Annotated in this window: 17 protein-coding genes and 1 pseudogene; 11 read left to right on the forward strand and 7 right to left on the reverse strand. The window is 67.1% G+C overall.

Annotated features, from left to right (window positions below; all coding sequences use genetic code 11):
* Window positions 1-22 precede the first annotated feature (22 nt).
* A pseudogene (locus NY1_RS44415) lies at window positions 23-601 on the reverse strand (DUF4386 family protein); the annotation flags it as partial.
* A gap of 266 nt (window positions 602-867) precedes the next feature.
* Here NY1_RS44415 and NY1_RS04695 point away from each other — a divergent pair.
* Window positions 868-1,473, forward strand: a complete 606-nt coding sequence (locus NY1_RS04695; RefSeq protein ID WP_084534647.1) for a hypothetical protein — start codon at window positions 868-870, stop codon at window positions 1,471-1,473.
* A 12-nt stretch (window positions 1,474-1,485) separates the two neighbouring features.
* On the opposite strand, the gene NY1_RS04700 is transcribed toward NY1_RS04695, so the two are convergent.
* Window positions 1,486-1,971: a PaaI family thioesterase gene (locus tag NY1_RS04700; protein WP_067708733.1), complete on the reverse strand. Its 486-nt coding sequence runs from the start codon at window positions 1,969-1,971 to the stop codon at window positions 1,486-1,488.
* A gap of 64 nt (window positions 1,972-2,035) precedes the next feature.
* Between NY1_RS04700 and NY1_RS04705 the strand changes: the two genes are divergently transcribed.
* Window positions 2,036-3,382: an aminotransferase-like domain-containing protein gene (locus NY1_RS04705; protein ID WP_067708736.1), complete on the forward strand. Its 1,347-nt coding sequence runs from the start codon at window positions 2,036-2,038 to the stop codon at window positions 3,380-3,382.
* Between the two features lie 39 nt (window positions 3,383-3,421).
* Window positions 3,422-4,234 carry a CPBP family intramembrane glutamic endopeptidase gene (locus NY1_RS04710; RefSeq protein ID WP_067708739.1) on the forward strand — a complete coding sequence of 271 codons (813 nt, stop codon included), beginning with the start codon at window positions 3,422-3,424 and terminating at the stop codon, window positions 4,232-4,234.
* Here NY1_RS04710 and NY1_RS04715 read toward each other — a convergent pair whose 3' ends face one another.
* On the reverse strand, window positions 4,235-5,134 hold the full coding sequence (locus NY1_RS04715) for a LysR family transcriptional regulator (RefSeq protein WP_233434204.1): 900 nt from the start codon (window positions 5,132-5,134) through the stop codon (window positions 4,235-4,237). It abuts the gene before it with no gap.
* A 124-nt stretch (window positions 5,135-5,258) separates the two neighbouring features.
* On the opposite strand from NY1_RS04715, the gene NY1_RS04720 reads away from it, so the two are divergent.
* From NY1_RS04720 to NY1_RS04740, 5 genes are all read left to right on the forward strand, one after another.
* Window positions 5,259-6,713: a form I ribulose bisphosphate carboxylase large subunit gene (locus NY1_RS04720; protein ID WP_084534656.1), complete on the forward strand. Its 1,455-nt coding sequence runs from the start codon at window positions 5,259-5,261 to the stop codon at window positions 6,711-6,713.
* Between the two features lie 32 nt (window positions 6,714-6,745).
* Window positions 6,746-7,168 carry a ribulose bisphosphate carboxylase small subunit gene (locus tag NY1_RS04725; protein ID WP_067708744.1) on the forward strand — a complete coding sequence of 141 codons (423 nt, stop codon included), beginning with the start codon at window positions 6,746-6,748 and terminating at the stop codon, window positions 7,166-7,168.
* Between the two features lie 131 nt (window positions 7,169-7,299).
* Complete coding sequence (locus NY1_RS04730; RefSeq protein ID WP_233434205.1) at window positions 7,300-8,265, forward strand: AAA family ATPase; 966 nt, start codon at window positions 7,300-7,302, stop codon at window positions 8,263-8,265.
* Between the two features lie 14 nt (window positions 8,266-8,279).
* Window positions 8,280-9,356: a class 1 fructose-bisphosphatase gene (locus NY1_RS04735; RefSeq protein ID WP_067708748.1), complete on the forward strand. Its 1,077-nt coding sequence runs from the start codon at window positions 8,280-8,282 to the stop codon at window positions 9,354-9,356.
* Between the two features lie 61 nt (window positions 9,357-9,417).
* Window positions 9,418-10,296: a phosphoribulokinase gene (locus NY1_RS04740; RefSeq protein WP_067708751.1), complete on the forward strand. Its 879-nt coding sequence runs from the start codon at window positions 9,418-9,420 to the stop codon at window positions 10,294-10,296.
* 60 nt (window positions 10,297-10,356) lie between these two features.
* On the opposite strand, the gene NY1_RS04745 is transcribed toward NY1_RS04740, so the two are convergent.
* Together NY1_RS04745 and NY1_RS04750 are read right to left on the reverse strand one after the other, a co-directional pair.
* Window positions 10,357-10,959 carry an HdeD family acid-resistance protein gene (locus tag NY1_RS04745; RefSeq protein ID WP_067708754.1) on the reverse strand — a complete coding sequence of 201 codons (603 nt, stop codon included), beginning with the start codon at window positions 10,957-10,959 and terminating at the stop codon, window positions 10,357-10,359.
* An 85-nt stretch (window positions 10,960-11,044) separates the two neighbouring features.
* Window positions 11,045-11,767, reverse strand: a complete 723-nt coding sequence (locus tag NY1_RS04750; protein WP_067708757.1) for a YoaK family protein — start codon at window positions 11,765-11,767, stop codon at window positions 11,045-11,047.
* Between the two features lie 112 nt (window positions 11,768-11,879).
* On the opposite strand from NY1_RS04750, the gene NY1_RS04755 reads away from it, so the two are divergent.
* From NY1_RS04755 to NY1_RS04765, 3 genes are all read left to right on the forward strand, one after another.
* A complete protein-coding gene (locus NY1_RS04755) occupies window positions 11,880-13,046 on the forward strand; it encodes a thiolase family protein (protein ID WP_067708761.1) in 1,167 nt (388 codons plus the stop codon).
* A gap of 64 nt (window positions 13,047-13,110) precedes the next feature.
* On the forward strand, window positions 13,111-14,232 hold the full coding sequence (locus tag NY1_RS04760) for a winged helix DNA-binding domain-containing protein (protein WP_067708764.1): 1,122 nt from the start codon (window positions 13,111-13,113) through the stop codon (window positions 14,230-14,232).
* A gap of 75 nt (window positions 14,233-14,307) precedes the next feature.
* The gene (locus tag NY1_RS04765) at window positions 14,308-15,450 is read left to right on the forward strand and encodes a serine hydrolase domain-containing protein (protein WP_067708768.1); all 1,143 of its coding nucleotides are present in this window, start codon (window positions 14,308-14,310) and stop codon (window positions 15,448-15,450) included.
* Here the strand turns inward: NY1_RS04765 and NY1_RS04770 are convergent, their stop codons facing one another.
* The gene (locus NY1_RS04770) at window positions 15,451-15,981 is read right to left on the reverse strand and encodes an NUDIX hydrolase (RefSeq protein WP_067708770.1); all 531 of its coding nucleotides are present in this window, start codon (window positions 15,979-15,981) and stop codon (window positions 15,451-15,453) included.
* Entirely contained in the window at window positions 15,978-17,108 is a 1,131-nt protein-coding gene (locus tag NY1_RS04775) for a DUF418 domain-containing protein (RefSeq protein ID WP_067708772.1), read from the reverse strand. The genes NY1_RS04770 and NY1_RS04775 overlap by 4 nt, the downstream gene beginning before the upstream one ends.
* Between the last annotated feature and the right edge of the window lie 15 nt (window positions 17,109-17,123).

Here is a 17,123-nt window from a genome sequence, read left to right on the forward strand (position 1 = left end):
AATTGACCTGCTGCGTGCCGGGTACACCCCACGGCGCGGCCACGCCGACCGCGATCGCCGCCGCGGAGAGCACTCCGAGCGTCGCCAACCAATGCGGAAAACCGCTGCGCGACAATCGGATCGCGACGATTGCGGTCCAGGCAGCGGTCAGCAGGTAGCCCAGCGTCTCGCCGAGGAACGAGCCGAGCACGACGTTCACGGTTTCGAAGGCCCGTGCGGCGGTGGATCCGTCGCCGTCGGCCAGGGCGGTGTCGGCGATGAACGGGACGAACAACGGCCAGCGCAGCAACCCGACCACCTGAACGGCGGCAGCGGCTACACCGGCCCGGACGCCCCAGCGCATGAGCGTCGAGTCGTCGGTCCGGCCGATGGCGATCGCGATGGGGGCCAAGAGGAATGCCCCGATCGCCAGGACCCCGAACCAGGCCATGACCGCGGTCTGGTTCGCCCGGAACAGCGTGAGCACCTCGGCCGTCGGACGACCGAGAACGTGCGGGTAATCGAATGCCGCCGACAGTCCGGTGAATGCGGCATTGGCGCAGACGACGGCGGCGATGAGCAGGAGTGCGGTGGATATGCGAGAGCTTGCCTTCATGTCCATGACGGTAAAACGGATCAGAGGTTCCAATCAAGAGCAGTGCTCACATTTTATTGCATCGTTCTCCAGCTGGTAATCTCCCGGGGATGATGAGGACTTCATGGCGAGGGGCAGTGAGTCTGACGGTCGCGGCGGCCTGCGTGACGCTGACGGCATGTGGCGGAAGCGGTTCCGGATCCGGCACAACAACCACCCAGCGAGCGACGACATCGGTTTCAGTACAGGCTGATTCGTCCACGACCAGCCCTGCCGCCACCGCGAGCCCGGCGGTGACGGTCGGCGAGGTGCCCGGCAATCCGAAGGCCGCCGCGGCGCTCAGCCCGTGGGTTCGCGACCTGGTCTCCGGCGATCTCGATCAGCTCGTGCGCAAATGCTGGACCATCGAACCGGGCAACGCGCGTGCCATGTACGCCGACACGCCAGGCATTCTCGATGCGGTCGCCCAGCCCGGCCTCGACGGCCAGTTCGCGGTGATCTGGAAGGGCTCGACCCGGTCTGTCAGCGTCAAACGCAGCGAAATCGCCTCCGGCTACGCCTGTCCGCGAGTCACCCCGATCGGCACCCCGGCGGGCTTCAACGCCGCCGATGCCCGGTACGCCGTCTACCGCTACCTGTCCCGCTGGGTCGGCAAGCCGGTCGACGCCGACGATGTCGAAGGCAAGTATCCGCTGGTGTGCGCGGGTTCGACGCTGTCGAACAATCCCGGGAAGCTCACCGGCACCGTCGGATTCGGTGACATCACCGTCCCGTTCACGAATCCGGACAAGGTCGAGGCGTCGGTCCCGGTCACCAATTCCTCCGGCGTCACGACGCCGACCACCTTCACCCTCGATATCGGCTCGGAAGGCTACTGCATCAGCGACATTCGTCCCTGAGCCGCTGCCTCGTCAGCGCCCGGCCGATCGTTCGCCGCGCAGGGTGGTCACGATGCTCGTCACCGTGGCCACCGTCTTGCCGTCGCCACGGGTGATATCGCACTGGTAATGGGTGATGGTGCGCCCGGAATGCGTCGGATACGCGCTCGCCCGCAAGGTGTCCCGCCAGACCGGCCGCACGAACACGGTGCGCAGATCGATGCTGGTGAACGATTCACCGGCCGCGACCACCGTGGAATGCGCTGTGCCGATCGCCGCATCGGCCAATTCGGTGAGCAGCCCGCCGTGCACCGTGCCCTGCTGATTCCCGTGCAGCACCGGGTCGGTGTCCAACTCCACCACCGCGCGCCCCAAGTCGATCTCGGTCAATCGGATGCCGAGCAGCCTGGAAATGGCGGTGGGATACCGGAATTGGCAGGTCTGCCCCTCGCTCAACGTGCCCGCGAGCTGTGCGCGCAGGTAGTCCAGGACCGGCAGTTCGGTGGTGGAGAGGGTCATGACCCGGGACGCTAGAGCCGCCGAGACAGGACGATCAAGAAATTGTCCTAGGTACAGTTCGATCATGCGCACCTATCGGGAGGTCGCCGCGGAACTCGCGGCGCGGATCACCGACGGCCGATGGGCGCCCGGCCACCGCCTGCCCACGCACCGGCGGCTCGCGGCCGAGTACGGCATCGCGGTCGCGACCGCCACCCGGGTGTACGCGGAGCTCGAGCGCGCCGGACTGGTTGTGGGCGAGCCCGGACGCGGCACGTTCGTCCGCGATCGCTCCTTACGTTTGAGCTCTGCATCCGCACCGAGCAGGACCGATGCCCGGGAAAGGACCCCGGTCCGCGCCGATCTGGCCTTCACCCAGCCCCTCTCACCGAGCCGAGCTGACCTGCTGCGCACTGCTTTACGCGAACTCGCCGGCGCCGGGGACCTCGATGCGGTGCTGCGCCAGCAGCCGCCGGGCGGACGTCCACACGATCGCGAGATCGTCGCCGACTTCCTGCGCCGCCGCGACGTCCCGGCGCATGCGACGGAAGTCGTGCTCACCAATGGCGCCCAGCACGCCTTGGATCTCGTTGTGCGCGCGATGTTCTCGCCCGGCGACGTGATCGCGGTGGACGACCTGACCTACCCCGGGTTCAAGTCCCTCGCTCGAGCGCACGGCCTGGAACTCGCCCCGATCCCCACCACGGCGACCGGCCCGGACCTGGCGGCGCTGAGCCGACTGTGCGCCCACCGCCCCGTCCGCGCGATCTACACCATGCCGACCCTGCACAACCCGCTCGGCTGGGTGCTGGACGCGAGTCAACGCCGCGAGCTCGTTTCGATTGCCCGCCACCATGATCTGCTCCTTATCGAGGACGCGGCCTATGCCTTCCTCGCCGACCCCGCACCCCGCCCACTGGCCGCCGCCGCACCGGAACGAACCTTCTGGCTCTCCAGCCTCTCCAAGAGCGTCGCGGCGGGCCTGCGCTTCGGCATGCTGGTTGTGCCGCCCACCGCGGCCCCCGCAATCGGCCGCACCCTCCGCACCACCATGGCGAGCCCACCCGGCCTGATCTCGGCTGTGGCTATCCGCTGGCTCGCCGACGGCACCGTCGACACCCTCGAACACGCCGGACGCCTTGCCGCCGAACACCATCAACGCATCCTGCACCGAGAGCTCGGCCACCTGCACCCGATAGCCCACCCGCGCTCCTACTTCGCGTGGCTCCCGATCGACCCGGATCAGCGCATGGACCGCATCGCCGCCGAACTCTCCCGCCGCGGCATCCGAGTCTGCACCGCCGACCTCTTCGCGACCACACCGCACGTCCCACACGCGCTCCGTCTCGCCCTGGGTTCGCCCGCCACCGAGGAACTCCCCGCGGTGCTCGCCGAAGTCCGCGCGGTCTTCGACACCGTCGAGCCGCGTTGAAACCCGCAGTGAGCAAAGCACTTTCGGTAGTGTGAACCGATGAGCGTCGAAGCAACGGGTGCTGCCGCAGTCGAGAACCTCAGATGGCGCACAGCGATCCCGATCGCGCTCTACGCGCTGCTGGCTCTCACCTTCAGCGGCCTGCTGGTCGCGGCGCAACCCCATACGGGAATCGACGCCGCGACACTGTCATTGGTCCAGTTCGGCCCCGCACTGGCGGTACCGACCACACTCCTGATCATCGGAACCAAGCGGCGACAAGCACTCCGCGCCTCGCTCCCCGCACCGGTCGCCGGCCGCTGGGTGCTCGCGGGCCTGCTCTCCACCCTCGTCGCAGCAGCAATAATCGGAACAACCGTGGCGATCGCCCTCCTCCTGGACGACCAGCCCCTGTTCGGCCCGCACCCCCTCGGCGGCGCACCCTTCGTGGTCTTCGCCCTGCTACAAGCCCTCGGCGCACTCGGCGAGGAAACCGGCTGGCGCGGCTTCATGCAACCAATACTGGAATCCCGCGTCAACCGTCTCTTCGCCGTACTGATCACCGGAACAACCTGGGCCCTCTGGCATGTACAGGCCTACACCCAGGGCCTGGTGGTCGCCCTGTCCTTCTTCACCGCCGCCGTCCTGTTCGCCGCCCTACTCGGCTACCTCGCCAACGGCACAGCCCGCCAGCGCATCCTGACCGCAACCACCGGCCACTGGGCAATCAACGTCGCCCTCGCACTGGCAGTAGGCGACGACACCGCCACCCGCCCACAGGTCACCTACATCACGATCGGCGCCGCAGCCGCCCTCCTGCTCGTGCTCATTCCGTGGACCGCCACAGCACGGCCCGCGCCGCCGACAGCCTAGCTACGCGCGGGCGCGTCTGTCGGTGCCTTCGAGTTCGAAGGCGTTCTCGCCCACTTCGGCGGGGTTCACGATGTGGGTGAGGAACAGGCGGGCGGCGGGGGTGGGGGTGCGGGTGGTGACGGCGTGCCAGGGGCGGGTGAGGGGGGTGCCTTCTAGGGTGATTACTTCGAGGCGGCCGCTGGCGAGGTCGGTCTCGATGGCGTCGGAGTGGATGAGGGTGATGCCGAGGCCTTCGCGGGCGGCGGCCAGGGCGGCGCCGTGGGTGCCGAGAGTCAGTGTGGGCGGGCGAATTTGGAGGCGGTCGAAGAGGGCGAGGGTGGTGTCGCGGGTGCCGGAGCCGGCGCCGCGCAGGAGCCAGGTGGCTTCGAAGGGGTCGGGCCAGCGGTCGGGTGCGCCTACGACGACCAGTTGGCTGGGGCGGCGGGCGCGGGTGACCAGGCCGGTGTCGCGGGGTGGGCGGCCCGCGACGACGAGATCCGTTTCGTGGTGGGTCAATTCGAGGAACAGGACGTCGCGGGGCTGGATGGACAGGCCCAGTTCGATGTCCGGGTAGCGGGTGCGGAAGGACGCCAGCAGGCGCAGCAGGACGTACTCGCCGGCGGTGGCCACCACGCCGATGCGGAGGCGGCCGGTCTCGGCCTCCCGGACCGCGGCGTGCGCCTCCTTCATCAGGCCGAGGATGCTGCGGCAGTAGTCGGCGTACACGCGCCCGGCCTCGGTCAATGCGATGCCGCGACCGGATTTCGCGATCAGTTTGGCGCCCAGCTGTTTTTCGATGTGCGCGACCGCCGCCGAGGCCGCGGCTTCGGTGATGTGCAGCTGTGCGGCGGCGCGGCGAATGCTCGAGTGGCGGGCTACGGCGAGGAAAGTTTCCATGCGGACCGCGCTCACCGTACCCATCTTCAGACGGTAGCAAACTCGACTAAAAGGTTGAGGAAGACCAGGAATTATCCAATTGTTTGTGGTTAACGCCGCCGTCATCCTTGGAATCACAAGTGGCCCAACCCGCTTCGCAGGAGGAATGATGGCCGGAGCTGTCGATGACCAGAACGGGCGCGGCCGGTGGGATCCGGGTGTGCAGACGTATGCCTCGATGGGATACTACGCGCCGGACTATCAACCCAAGGACACCGATGTGCTCGCCGTGTTCCGGGTGACGCCGCAGAAGGGCGTCGATCCGGTGGAGGCGTCCGCGGCGGTGGCGGGCGAATCCTCCACGGCCACTTGGACGGTGGTGTGGACCGATCGCCTCACCGCGCACAACCGCTACCAGGGCAAGTGCTACCGGGTGGACGAGGTGCCGGGTCGGCCGGGGGAGTACTTCGCCTATGTGGCATACGATCTCGATCTCTTCGAGGAGGGGTCGATCACCAATCTCACGTCCTCGGTCATCGGCAATGTATTCGGGTTCAAACCGTTACAGGCATTGCGGCTGGAGGATATGCGTATTCCCGTGGCATACGTCAAGACCTTTCAGGGTCCGGCGCACGGAATCGTTATGGAACGGGAATATCTCAACAAATACGGCCGCCCGTTCCTGGGCGCCACGGTGAAACCCAAACTGGGTTTGTCGGCGCGTAACTACGGCCGGGTCGTCTACGAAGCCTGCAAGGGCGGACTGGATTTCACCAAGGACGACGAGAACATCAACTCGCAGCCGTTCATGCGCTGGCGGGATCGCTACCTGTTCGCCATGGAGGGCGTGAACCGCGCCATCGCCGAAACCGGTGAGCTGAAGGGGCATTACCTCAATGTCACCGCCGCGGACATGGAGGACATGTACGAGCGCGCCGAGTTCGCCAAGTCCCTGGGCAGCGTCATCATCATGATGGACCTGACGGTCGGCTACACCGCCATGCAGTCCATGGCCAAGTGGGCCCGCCGCAACGGCATGCTGTTGCACCTGCACCGGGCCGGGCATTCCACCTACACCAGGCAGAAGACGCACGGGGTGAGCTTCCGGGTGCTGGCCAAGTGGTGCCGGCTGATCGGCGTGGATCACGTGCACGCGGGCACGGTGGTCGGCAAGCTCGAGGGCGATCCGCACACGGTCAAGGGCTTCTACGACACCCTGCGCGACGGCTACGTTCCGGCCAATCCGCAGAACGGCATCTTCTTCGACCAGGACTGGGCGAGCCTGCCGGGCGTGATGCCGGTGGCCTCCGGCGGTATCCACGCGGGGCAGATGCATCAGCTGCTGGACCTGTTCGGCGACGACGTCATTCTCCAGTTCGGCGGCGGCACCATCGGCCATCCGATGGGGATCGCTGCGGGCGCGGAAGCCAACCGGGTGGCCGCGGAGGCAGTCGTCAAGGGCCGCAACGAAGGTCGCGATCTGCTCAAGGAGGGTCCGGACATGCTGCGGCGCGCCGCCGAGACCTGCCGCCCGCTACAGGTCGCCCTCGACGTCTGGGGTGATGTCACCTTCGACTACACCTCCACCGACGCCCCCGACGCCGTGCCCACGGCCACCCGCTGACCGCCGCGTCCAGTCAAAGTCAGGAAATCGCCATGCATTTGCGTCAGGGCACCTTCTCGCACCTGCCCGATCTCGACGACACCGAGATCGCCGCCCAGGTCCGCTACGCGCTGCTCAACAACTGGCCGGTGAGCATCGAATACACCGATGATCCGCACCCTCGCAATGTGTACTGGGAGATGTGGGGCCTGCCGCTGTTCGATCTCGACGAACCCGACGGCGTGCTCGCCGAGATCAACGCCTGCCGGGCCACGTTCCCGCACCACTACATTCGCGTGAACGCCTACGACGCCTCCTACGGGCGCCAGACCACGGCGTTGAGCTTCATCGTGCAGCGCCCGGCGAACGAGCCCGGCTTCCGGCTGAATCGATTCGACACCGACGACCGCCGCCAGCACTACGGGTTCCACTCCTATGCCCAGGACGCGCGTCCGGGTGAAAGGTACGGCGGCTGAATGCGTCTCGGAGGCGGAGGTTTATCGTGAGCGCGGAACACCCCGCGGCAACGGACGGCCGCGGACCTGCACCGGGCCGTCCGGCGAGTGGGTTCCAGATGCATCGGCCCGGGGCCACGAGCCTCGCGCCGGTGCGCGGTACGGCCGCCGCGGGTCCCCGATCGGAGGATCCCGAGGCGGCCGGCCACCTGACTCCGCTGCCCGACGACGCGATGCTCGACCTGTCCACGGATGTGGCGGGCAAGGACGTCGAGGACACCCTGGCCCGGCTCGACGCCGAACTGGTCGGCCTGGCCAATGTGAAGCGCCGGGTGCGGGAGATCGCGGCGCTGCTGCTCATCGACCGCGCCCGCCAGCGTTTCGGCCTGCAGGCCACCCGGCCCACCATGCATATGAGCTTCACCGGCGGTCCCGGCACCGGCAAGACCACGGTGGCGCTGCGCATGGCCGAGATGCTGCACGCCCTGGGCTACATCCGGAAACCCAAGGTGCACACCGTCACTCGTGACGATCTGGTCGGCCAGTTCATCGGCCATACCGCGCCCAAGACCAAGGAAGCCCTCGCCAGAGCCGCCGGGGGCGTCCTGTTCATCGACGAGGCGTACTACCTGTTCCGGCCGGAGAACGAACGCGACTACGGGCAGGAGGTCATCGAGATCCTGTTGCAGGAGATGGAGAACGAGCGCACCAGCCTGGTGGTCATCTTCGCCGGCTATCCGGACCGGATGGAGACGTTCTTCTCCGCCAATCCGGGCCTGTCGTCGCGGGTCGCGCATCACATCGAGTTCCCCGACTACACCCACGGCGAACTACTGGCGATCGCCGAGCTCATGGTGCGGCAGGAGAACTTCCACTTCGATCCGGCGGCGGCGCAGGCATTCTCGCAGTACCTGGAATTGCGCATGACCAGGCCGCGGTTCGCCAATGCCCGCAGCGTCCGCAACGCACTGGACCGCTGCCGCCTGCGCCAGGCCAAGCGCCTGGTCGAACTCCATCGGCCGGTGAGCCGAACCGATCTGATCACCCTGACGGACAGCGACGTCTACGGCAGCAGTGTGTTCGCCGATGCCCCCGCGGACGAGGGGGCTTCCGGATGAGGAAATGAGCAGGTATGCCCGAAGGATTGAAGACCCTCACCCGCTACACCATCGAGCAGGAGCATCGGCATCCCGGATCCTCCGGAGAGTTCTCCGCGCTGCTGAACGTGCTCGCCACCGCGACCAAGATCATCGCCAATCAGGTGACCAGGGGCGCGATCGTGGGGTCGCTCGGCGCCTCGGAAGCGGGGAATCTGCCGATCACGGTGCACCGCAAGATGGATGCCATCGCGCACGACATCATGGTGGCCGAATCGCAGTGGACGGGGTTGCTGTGCGCGCTGGTCTCCGAGCAGCTCGCCGGCTTTCACGCGGTGCCGGGCGAGTACCGGCGCGGTAAATACCTGCTCACCTTCGATCCGCTGGACGGTTCCAGCAATATCGACGTGAACCTGCCCGTCGGAACGATTTTCAGTGTGCTGCGCGCGCCGGAGGACAATGGCGAACCGGGCGCCGCGGACTTCCTGCAACCGGGCGTGCGGCAGGTGTGCGCGGGCTTCACCCTGTACGGGCCCGCGACCATGCTGGTGCTCACCACCGGCAATGGCGTGGACGGGTTCACCCTGGACCGGGAGGTGGGCGCGTTCGTGCTCACCCATCCGCGCATGCGAATCCCGGAGGACACTTCGGGATTCGCCATCAACGCCGCCAACGAACGCTTCTGGGAGCGCCCGGTGCGCCGCTACGTGCACGAATGCCTGGAGGGCGTGGACGGGCCGCGCGGGCGGGATTTCAATATGCGCTGGGTGGCCTCGCTGGTCGCCGACACCTTCCACATCCTCACCCGCGGCGGGCTGTACATGTACCCGCGCGATACCCGGCATCCGGCGCGTCCGGGCCGGGTCTCGCTGCTGTACGGGGCCAATCCGATCGCCTTCGTGGTGGAACAGGCCGGGGGAGCGGCCATTACCGGGCATGAGCGGGTGCTGGACGTGCAGCCCGAGGAACTGCATCAGCGGATCCCGTTCATCTTCGGCTCCCGCAACGAGGTCGAGCGCATCGAGCGCTATCACCGCCAGCCGGACGAGGGCCCGAGTTTCGACGCCTCGCTGTTCGGTTCGCGATCGCTGTTCCGTTCGGCGGGGCACTGAAGTTCGGGGACACAGAGTTCGCGGTTCGCCAGAACCGTTGTCCGGCAATCGAGGAGGTGCCATGTCGGTCAAACATCCCGTGGTCGCGATCACCGGGTCGTCCGGTGCGGGGACGACCAGCGTCACGCGGACCTTCCAGGAGATATTCCGCCGCGAGGGAATCAACGCGGCCATCGTGGAAGGGGATTCGTTCCATCGCTACGACCGCAACGAGATGAAACTGGCCATGGCCGAGGCCGAGCAGCAACGCAACCTGACCTTCTCGCATTTCGGGCCGGAGGCGAATCTGCTGAGCGAACTCGAAACCCTGTTCCGCGATTACGGGGAGACCGGGGTGGGGGCGGTACGCAAATACCTGCACGATGACGACGAAGCCAAACCGTACGGACAGCCGGCGGGCACGTTCACCCCGTGGGAGGAATTGTCGCCGGGTTCGGATCTGCTCTTCTACGAGGGCCTGCACGGAGCGGCGACCAGCGGCGATATCGATGTGGCGCGACATGCCGATCTACTGGTGGGGGTGGTGCCGATCGTGAATCTGGAATGGATTCAGAAGGTGCACCGCGACCGCAACGAACGCGGGTACGACGACGAGGCCATCATCGACACCATCCTGCGGCGCATGCCCGACTACGTGAAGCATATCTGTCCGCAGTTCTCGCGGACCTACGTGAACTTCCAGCGGGTGCCGACCGTGGACACCTCGAATCCCTTTACCGCGCGCACCATTCCGACCGCCGACGAGAGTTTCGTGGTGATCCGGTTCGCCGATCCGAAGGTGATCGACTTCCCGTATCTGCTGTCGATGCTGCACGATTCGTTCATGTCGCGGCCCAATTCCATCGTGGTGCCGGGCGGGAAAATGGATCTGGCCATGCAGCTCATCTTCACGCCGCTGATCCTGCGGCTGATGGACAAGCGACCGAAGCGCTTGCGCTGAAACGTGAAACCGGCGGCCGTCCCGTAGTGGGACGACCGCCGGTGGATGGATCGGGAACGCTCAGAGCGCCTTCGGGACATCCTTGGTGTTGCTCTTGACCTGGAACGCGCTGACGATCTCCATGATGCCAAGGAAGATCAGCCACCAGCCCGCCACCAGGGTCAGGGTCAGGATCGAGGTGAACGGCACCGCGATCAGCCAGCCGCCACCGATGATCAGCACGATGCCGAAGAAGATGGCCCAGCCGCGCCCCGGCATGCCGTCCGCCGACAGGCCGACGATCAGCGAGGACACGCCGCGGAAGATCCAGCTGATGCCGATCCAGATGGCAAGCAGCAGAACGGCGGTCGCCTCGCCCTGATCCCGCCAGTCGTGGAAGCACAGGAAACCCAGGATCAGCGACAGGATCGCGCTGACGAACGCCAGAATCCGCATGCCGGCGCTGATGTGCGTGCCGAACGCGGCGATGAGCCCGAAAACACCGGACACGATCAGGTAGATGCCGAAGAGGATGCCCGCGACGAGCAGGGTCTTGCCCGGCCACGCGAGAATCAGGATGCCCAGCACCACCGAGAGGATGCCGGTGACCAATATCGACTGCCAGGCGCTGCGGGCCAGGGCATGCACCGGCCCTTCCGTAACTTCCTCTTTGCTGGTTGTCATGTTCGTCAGGGTAGGCCGACGTCAGACTGTATTGCGGTTTATTTGCCAGGTGTTGCGCGCCTGTGATCACCGACGCAATTCACCCTCATTCGACCTCCACCGCCTCGCGCTTGATCTGCCGCTTCACCCAGCGGATATCCGCACGCCAGGTATAGGCCGCGACCAGGGCCGATCCCAATGCGGCCGCACCGAGCATGTCGTCGCCGGCGACCACCAGACTGACCAGGCCGCCGAATAGCGCGCCGAGCGCGAACGAGAAATATTGCAGGGCGTATCCCGCCCAATCGCGGACCGTGCCGCCGCCGACCAGATGGCGTTCCACACCCTGCGCCAGCTTCACCAGCGTGCCCGTCACATAACTCACCGGAATCGAAACCTCGCCGTTCTTCACGAACGAGGTGTTCAGCGCGCCCATTCCGAAGGCCACCAGCAGGATGGGCGCGAGACCGATGCTCTTCTCACCCAGGGCGATATCCACGATCGACGCCACGATCAATGCCATGGTGGTCAGCACGGTCGCGCCGTGCGGGTGATTGGTCCACCAGTACCGGCGGCACAGCGACGCCACGAAAACGCCCATCAGGAAGCACAGGATGATGGTCGCCGCACCGAGCGCCAGGGTGTGGTCGCCGGTGAAATTGCCGATGACGGCGCGCTCGGTATTGCCGGTCATGAAGGTGACGAAATAGCCGATCGAATGCACATACGCGGCGGCGCCGATATAGCCCGCGAGCACCGACAACACCGCGGACAGCCGCATTTCCAGGTCCCAGAAGGGCGTGCTCGAATCATCCTTGGCCGGATTCATGGCAACAGGCTAGCAACCTCGACATGAGCGGAAGCTGAGCGCCGACGTGCGGTACAGTGCTGATGTTAACCGGAATTCTCATCCGGTCGCAGGGAACGAACAAGGAGTTGCCATGACCTCCGCCGTCATCGTCGACGTCGTACGCACCCCGTCGGGTAAGGGGAAATCCGGTGGTGGACTGTCGGAAGTACACCCCGCGACGCTGCTCTCCGGCGCGTTGTCGGCGCTGGTCGAGCGCACCGGGATCGATCCGGCCATTGTCGATGATGTGATCGGCGGTTGCGTCACACAGAGCGGCGAGCAAGCGTTCAACATCTCACGAACCGCGGTGCTGGCCGCCGGTTTCCCCGAGGCCGTGCCCGCCACCACCGTCGACCGGCAGTGCGGATCCTCGCAGCAGGCGGCGCATTTCGCGGCGCAGGGCGTGATCGCGGGCGCCTACGACGTGGCCATCGCGTGCGGCGTGGAGTCCATGTCGCGGGTGCCGATGTTCTCCAACGCGCAGGGCAAGGACGCCAATCGCGGGCCCATCGCGCATCGCTACCCGAACGGGCTTGTGCAGCAGGGCATCTCGGCGGAGGTCATCGCGGCGCGCTGGAAGTTCGACCGGGCCGCGCTCGACGAGTTCGCGGCGCGCTCGCATCGGCTGGCGGCCGAGACCGCGGCGGCCGGCGGTTTCGACAACGAGCTGGTGGCCGCGGGCACGCTGACCGCGGACGAGACCATCCGGCCCACCACCACGGTGGAAGGGCTGGCCGGGTTGCGGCCGGCGTTCGAGGACGCCGAGTTCAAGGCGCGGTTCCCGGAGATCGAATGGTCCATCACGCCGGGCAATTCGTCGCCGCTCACCGACGGCGCGTCGGCGGCGTTGATCATGAGCGAGGAGAAGGCGGCGGCACTGGGGCTGAAGCCGCGGGCGCGGTTCCACTCCTTCGCGGTGACCGGTGACGATCCGCTGCTCATGCTGACCGCGGTGATCCCGGCGACCCGCAAGGTGCTGGCGCGGGCCGGGCTGAGCATCGACGACATCGACGCCTACGAAGTGAACGAGGCGTTCGCGCCGGTGCCGCTGGTGTGGGCGCACGAGGTGGGCGCCGATCCGGCGAAGCTGAATCCGCGCGGCGGGGCGATCGCGCTCGGGCATCCGCTGGGCGCTTCGGGGACGCGCATTCTGGCGACCATGGTCAATCACCTGGAGCAGACCGGCGGGCGGTACGGGCTGATGACCATGTGCGAGGCGGGCGGGCTGGCCAACGCCACCGTCATCGAACGCCTCTGAGATATTCGCGCCGATTGCCGGGGCTGTCGGTGCCCGGTCGTAAGGTGGGCACCGACAGAACGGGATGGGTATCGGAGGCGTGGTGCGGGTTTCGTGGGATCAGGTGTTCGCCTGGCGGATGCGGCGGCAGTTCGTCGATCCGCGCGACGGCGATGATGCCGTGACGATCGCGCGCCGGTTGTGCGGGGTGCAGGCACAGGTCACCTCGGCCGCGGAAACCGCTGTGGCGCTGCGCCGTTCGACCGGTGAGCCGGGTGCGGTGGTCGCGGCGCTGAACGAAGGCCGGCTGATCAAGACCTGGGCCATGCGCGGCACGCTGCACGCGCTCACCCCGGATCTCGCGCCGAGCGTGCTCTCGGTGATGGCCTCGGCACGCACCTGGGAGAAGCCGGCGTGGACCAAGGTTTCGGGCGCCACGCCGGAGGATGTGGCGGCGCTGGTCGCGGCGGTGCGGGAGATTCTGGACGGCGCGGTGCTCACCCGCGACGAGCTGGTGTCCGCGATTCTGGCCGAGCCCCGGTTCCATCCGATGGAGGAGCATCTGCGGTCCGGCTGGGGTTCGATGCTCAAGCCGCTGGCCTGGCAGGGGGCGTTGTGCCACGGTCCGGCGCAGGGCACCTCGGTGACCTTCGCGAGTCCGGCGCAGGTGATACCCGGCTGGTCCGGGATTCCGGATCCCGATGCCGCCGCGCCCGCGGTCATCGCCGCCTATCTCGGCGCGTACGGGCCGTCCACGCCGGAGACGTTCAACGCCTGGATGTTCCGGGGCTTCCTGTCGAAGAAGACTGTGCGCCGGTGGTTCTCGGATCTCGGGGACCGGCTGACCGAGGTGGACGTGGAAGGCCGGTCGGGGTTCGTGCTCACCGAGCACGCCGGGGAATTGGCCGCGACGAAACCCGCGCACTCGGTGCGATTGCTCGGCCCGTTCGATCAGTACGTGCTGGGGCCGGGAACCAACGACACGGTGCTGCTTCCGGGTGACCATCGAGCCAAGGTCAGCCGGGCGGCGGGCTGGATCTCGCCGCTGGTGGTGGTGGACGGCCGGATCACCGGCACCTGGGAGAACGATGGCGACGACATCGTGGTGTCCATGTTCGACGGGCTGCCGACCCCGGAACTCGACGGAGAAGCCGAGCACGTGGCCCGGGCGCTCGGGCGGAAGAAACTAGGCATCCGGAACGATTGACCGGCCGCCGATCTCAGGGCCGGATTCAGGGGATGTCCGGATGTCTCGGGGTGGGCTGATCCCTAGCGTCGAGGCATGCGATTCCTGCCGATCTTGGGCATCCTCGTCATTCTGACCGTGACAGGTTGCGCCACCGTGCACGACAGCAGTACACCTACCAGTGTGACGGCCCCGGCGGCGGTGTCCGCCAAGCGAATTCAGGACGTCCAGCGCGATATCGACGCTCTGGTGAAGTCCGGCGTCACCGGCGCGATCGCGACCGTCACCGAGAACGGGCAGACGGTGACGCTCACCGCCGGCGTCGCCGATCGCGGCACCGGCGCGCCCATTCCGGCCACCCCCGACCAGCAGGTGCGGGTCGGCAGCGTCTCCAAATCCTTTGTCGGAGCGATCATGCTCCAGCTGGTCGACGAAGGCCGGGTGCGTTTGGACGAACCCGTCGACACCTATCTGCCCGGCCTGCTCCGAGGCCAGGGAGTGGATGGTCGCACTATCACCGTCCGCCAGATCCTTCAGCATCGCAGCGGCCTGCCCGAATTCAGTGACGCACCCGAGATCGACGAATACCGGGCCGCGCTCGAATCGCGTACGCAGACGCCCGCCGCGGAAGTCGCGCTGGCCCTGCGCAATCCGGCCCAGTTCGCGCCCGGCGCGACCTACAAGTACACGAACACCAACTACATCGTGGCCGGCATGATCATCGAAAAGGTCACCGGGCGCGCCTATTCCGAGGAACTCGCGGGTCGTATCCTGACTCCTCACCAGCTGACGAACACATATCTGCCTCCCACCGGGGAGCACGACATTCGCGGGCCGCACCCGCACGGTTACGCCACCATCGACGGGGTGCGCACCGATGTCACGCTGTCCGAACCGTCGCTTCCGTGGGCGGCCGGGGCGCTCGTCTCCACCGGGGCCGATCTCAACCGCTTCTACCTCGCACTACTGGCCGGGCATATCGTGGCGCAGGCTCAGCTCGGCGACATGCTGACCGCCGAATCGCGCATTCCGGAAACCGATTTCAGCTACGGCATCGGTGTCGGCACCGCCCAGCTGTCCTGTGGCACTCGCTTCTACGGGCACACTGGCGGTATCACGGGGTTTCTCACCTATGCGTACGCCACCAAGGAAGGCCGTGCGGTGACCATCGCGCTCACCGAGCAGCCCGAGGAGCAGCCGGACATGATGAGCTTGCTCGGCCATGCCCTGTGCCCGTGATCATCGCCCCGCGTGCAGTTCCGCGGCGAGCGTGAGCAGTTCGGGCATGTGCGGGCCGTCGGTGGCTGCGCGGACGACGGCTTCCGCGAGCGGGAACGCGCCGACTTCCAGCACGTGCTCGGCGTCATCGGGATTGGTCGGCGCGGAGGTGAGCGCCACCTCGGCCGTGCACCACAGCCACGCCTTGTGCGGATGGGGCTGCCACGGCTGATACGGCTCGGCATGGTCACTGGTCCCGTAATGCGCGCCGAACCAGTGCAGCGGACCGGCCAGTTCGGCGCCGGCCTCCTCGCGAAGTTCCCGAATCACACAGTCCAGCACCGATTCCGACGCCTCGCGGGTGCCGCCGGGAATGAACCAGACATCGCGGTCGTCACGGCAGAGCACGATGCGATCGCCCACGAAGCTCACCACATGGATATTGGTGACCAGGTCGTCGTGCGGCAGCTCGGTCGAGAACTGGACATCGAGGCCACCCCATTCCCAGCGAGTGGGCGTGTGCAGCAGCGGAAAACGCTCGGCGAAGGTCACGAATCGACAGTAGTCGGCGTCCGGCGGAACTGCCTCGGACCGTAGGTCGCCGCCCGCAGCACCCATTCGACGGGACCGTACCGGTGCCGGCGCACGTAGATCCGGGCCAGATAGAGCTGCGCGGCGTAGATGCCGAGCGCGACAGCCACCACCGCCCAGTCGTCCAGGCGTCCGGCGAGGGCGAATCCGTAGCCGGTGAAGATGATCGAGGTGATGACCGACTGGCTGATGTAGGTGGTGGCCGCGATCTTCCCGGCGGGGGCGAAGACCTCGGCCACCCTGGGCCACGCGTGCACTGCGCGAAGCAGAGTCGCGGCGTACGCGGCGGACAGCAGCGGCGCGGTGATCACTCCGACCCCGGCGAGCACGGGCCAATGGAACACCGCGTTCAGCACCGATACCGGACCGCCCACCCCGAACCCGATCCATTGCACCCGCGGCAGCCACGGCAGATACCGCGCCGGATCCTCCAGCAGGCGTGCCTTTCCGGCGGCCAGGCCGAACAGGAACAGCGGCAGCACCGCCACCATCGCGAACAGCATGTGCAGCGGCAGACTGTCGCTGAACACCTCCCATCGCCACGCCGCCGCCTCGCCCCAGCCCGCGCGCATGATCTCCAGTTCGCGCGTGTGCTCACCGGAATCGCCCGCGCCGCCATCGTTGTCGGCCAGCAGCACGAACACGGTCATCGCAATGGCGGCGCACCCGAGCAATCCGGTCGCCGTCCACGCCGCCGCCCGCGGCCGTAACCGGCTCAGCAGCAACAGAACCAGCCCGATCACCCCGTAGCTGAAAAGCACGTCACCGATGAAGAAGAACACCGCGTGCACCGCCCCGAGCGCCATCAATGCCAGGCACCGGCGCACGGTCCGCGCCCGCCCGCTCACCCCGGCCCGCTGTGCGGCCCGGAACTGCAGCGTCAGCGAGTACCCGAACAGGAACGAGAACAGCACATAGAACTTGTTGTGGAACAACGCGTCCAGCACGGTCAGCACCGCGCCGTCCGGGAAGTCGGGCCCCGACATGACGCTGATGTTCACCAGCAGGATCCCGCCGAGCGCGAAGCCGCGCAGTACATCCAATTCGACCAGCCGCGGCACCGATTCGACCGCCTTGCCCTCCGTCATGGATCGACCGTACGA

Origin of the sequence: Nocardia yamanashiensis NBRC 100130 (assembly GCF_001613325.1) — a bacterium.
GTDB classification, from domain to species: Bacteria; Actinomycetota; Actinomycetes; order Mycobacteriales; family Mycobacteriaceae; genus Nocardia; species Nocardia yamanashiensis.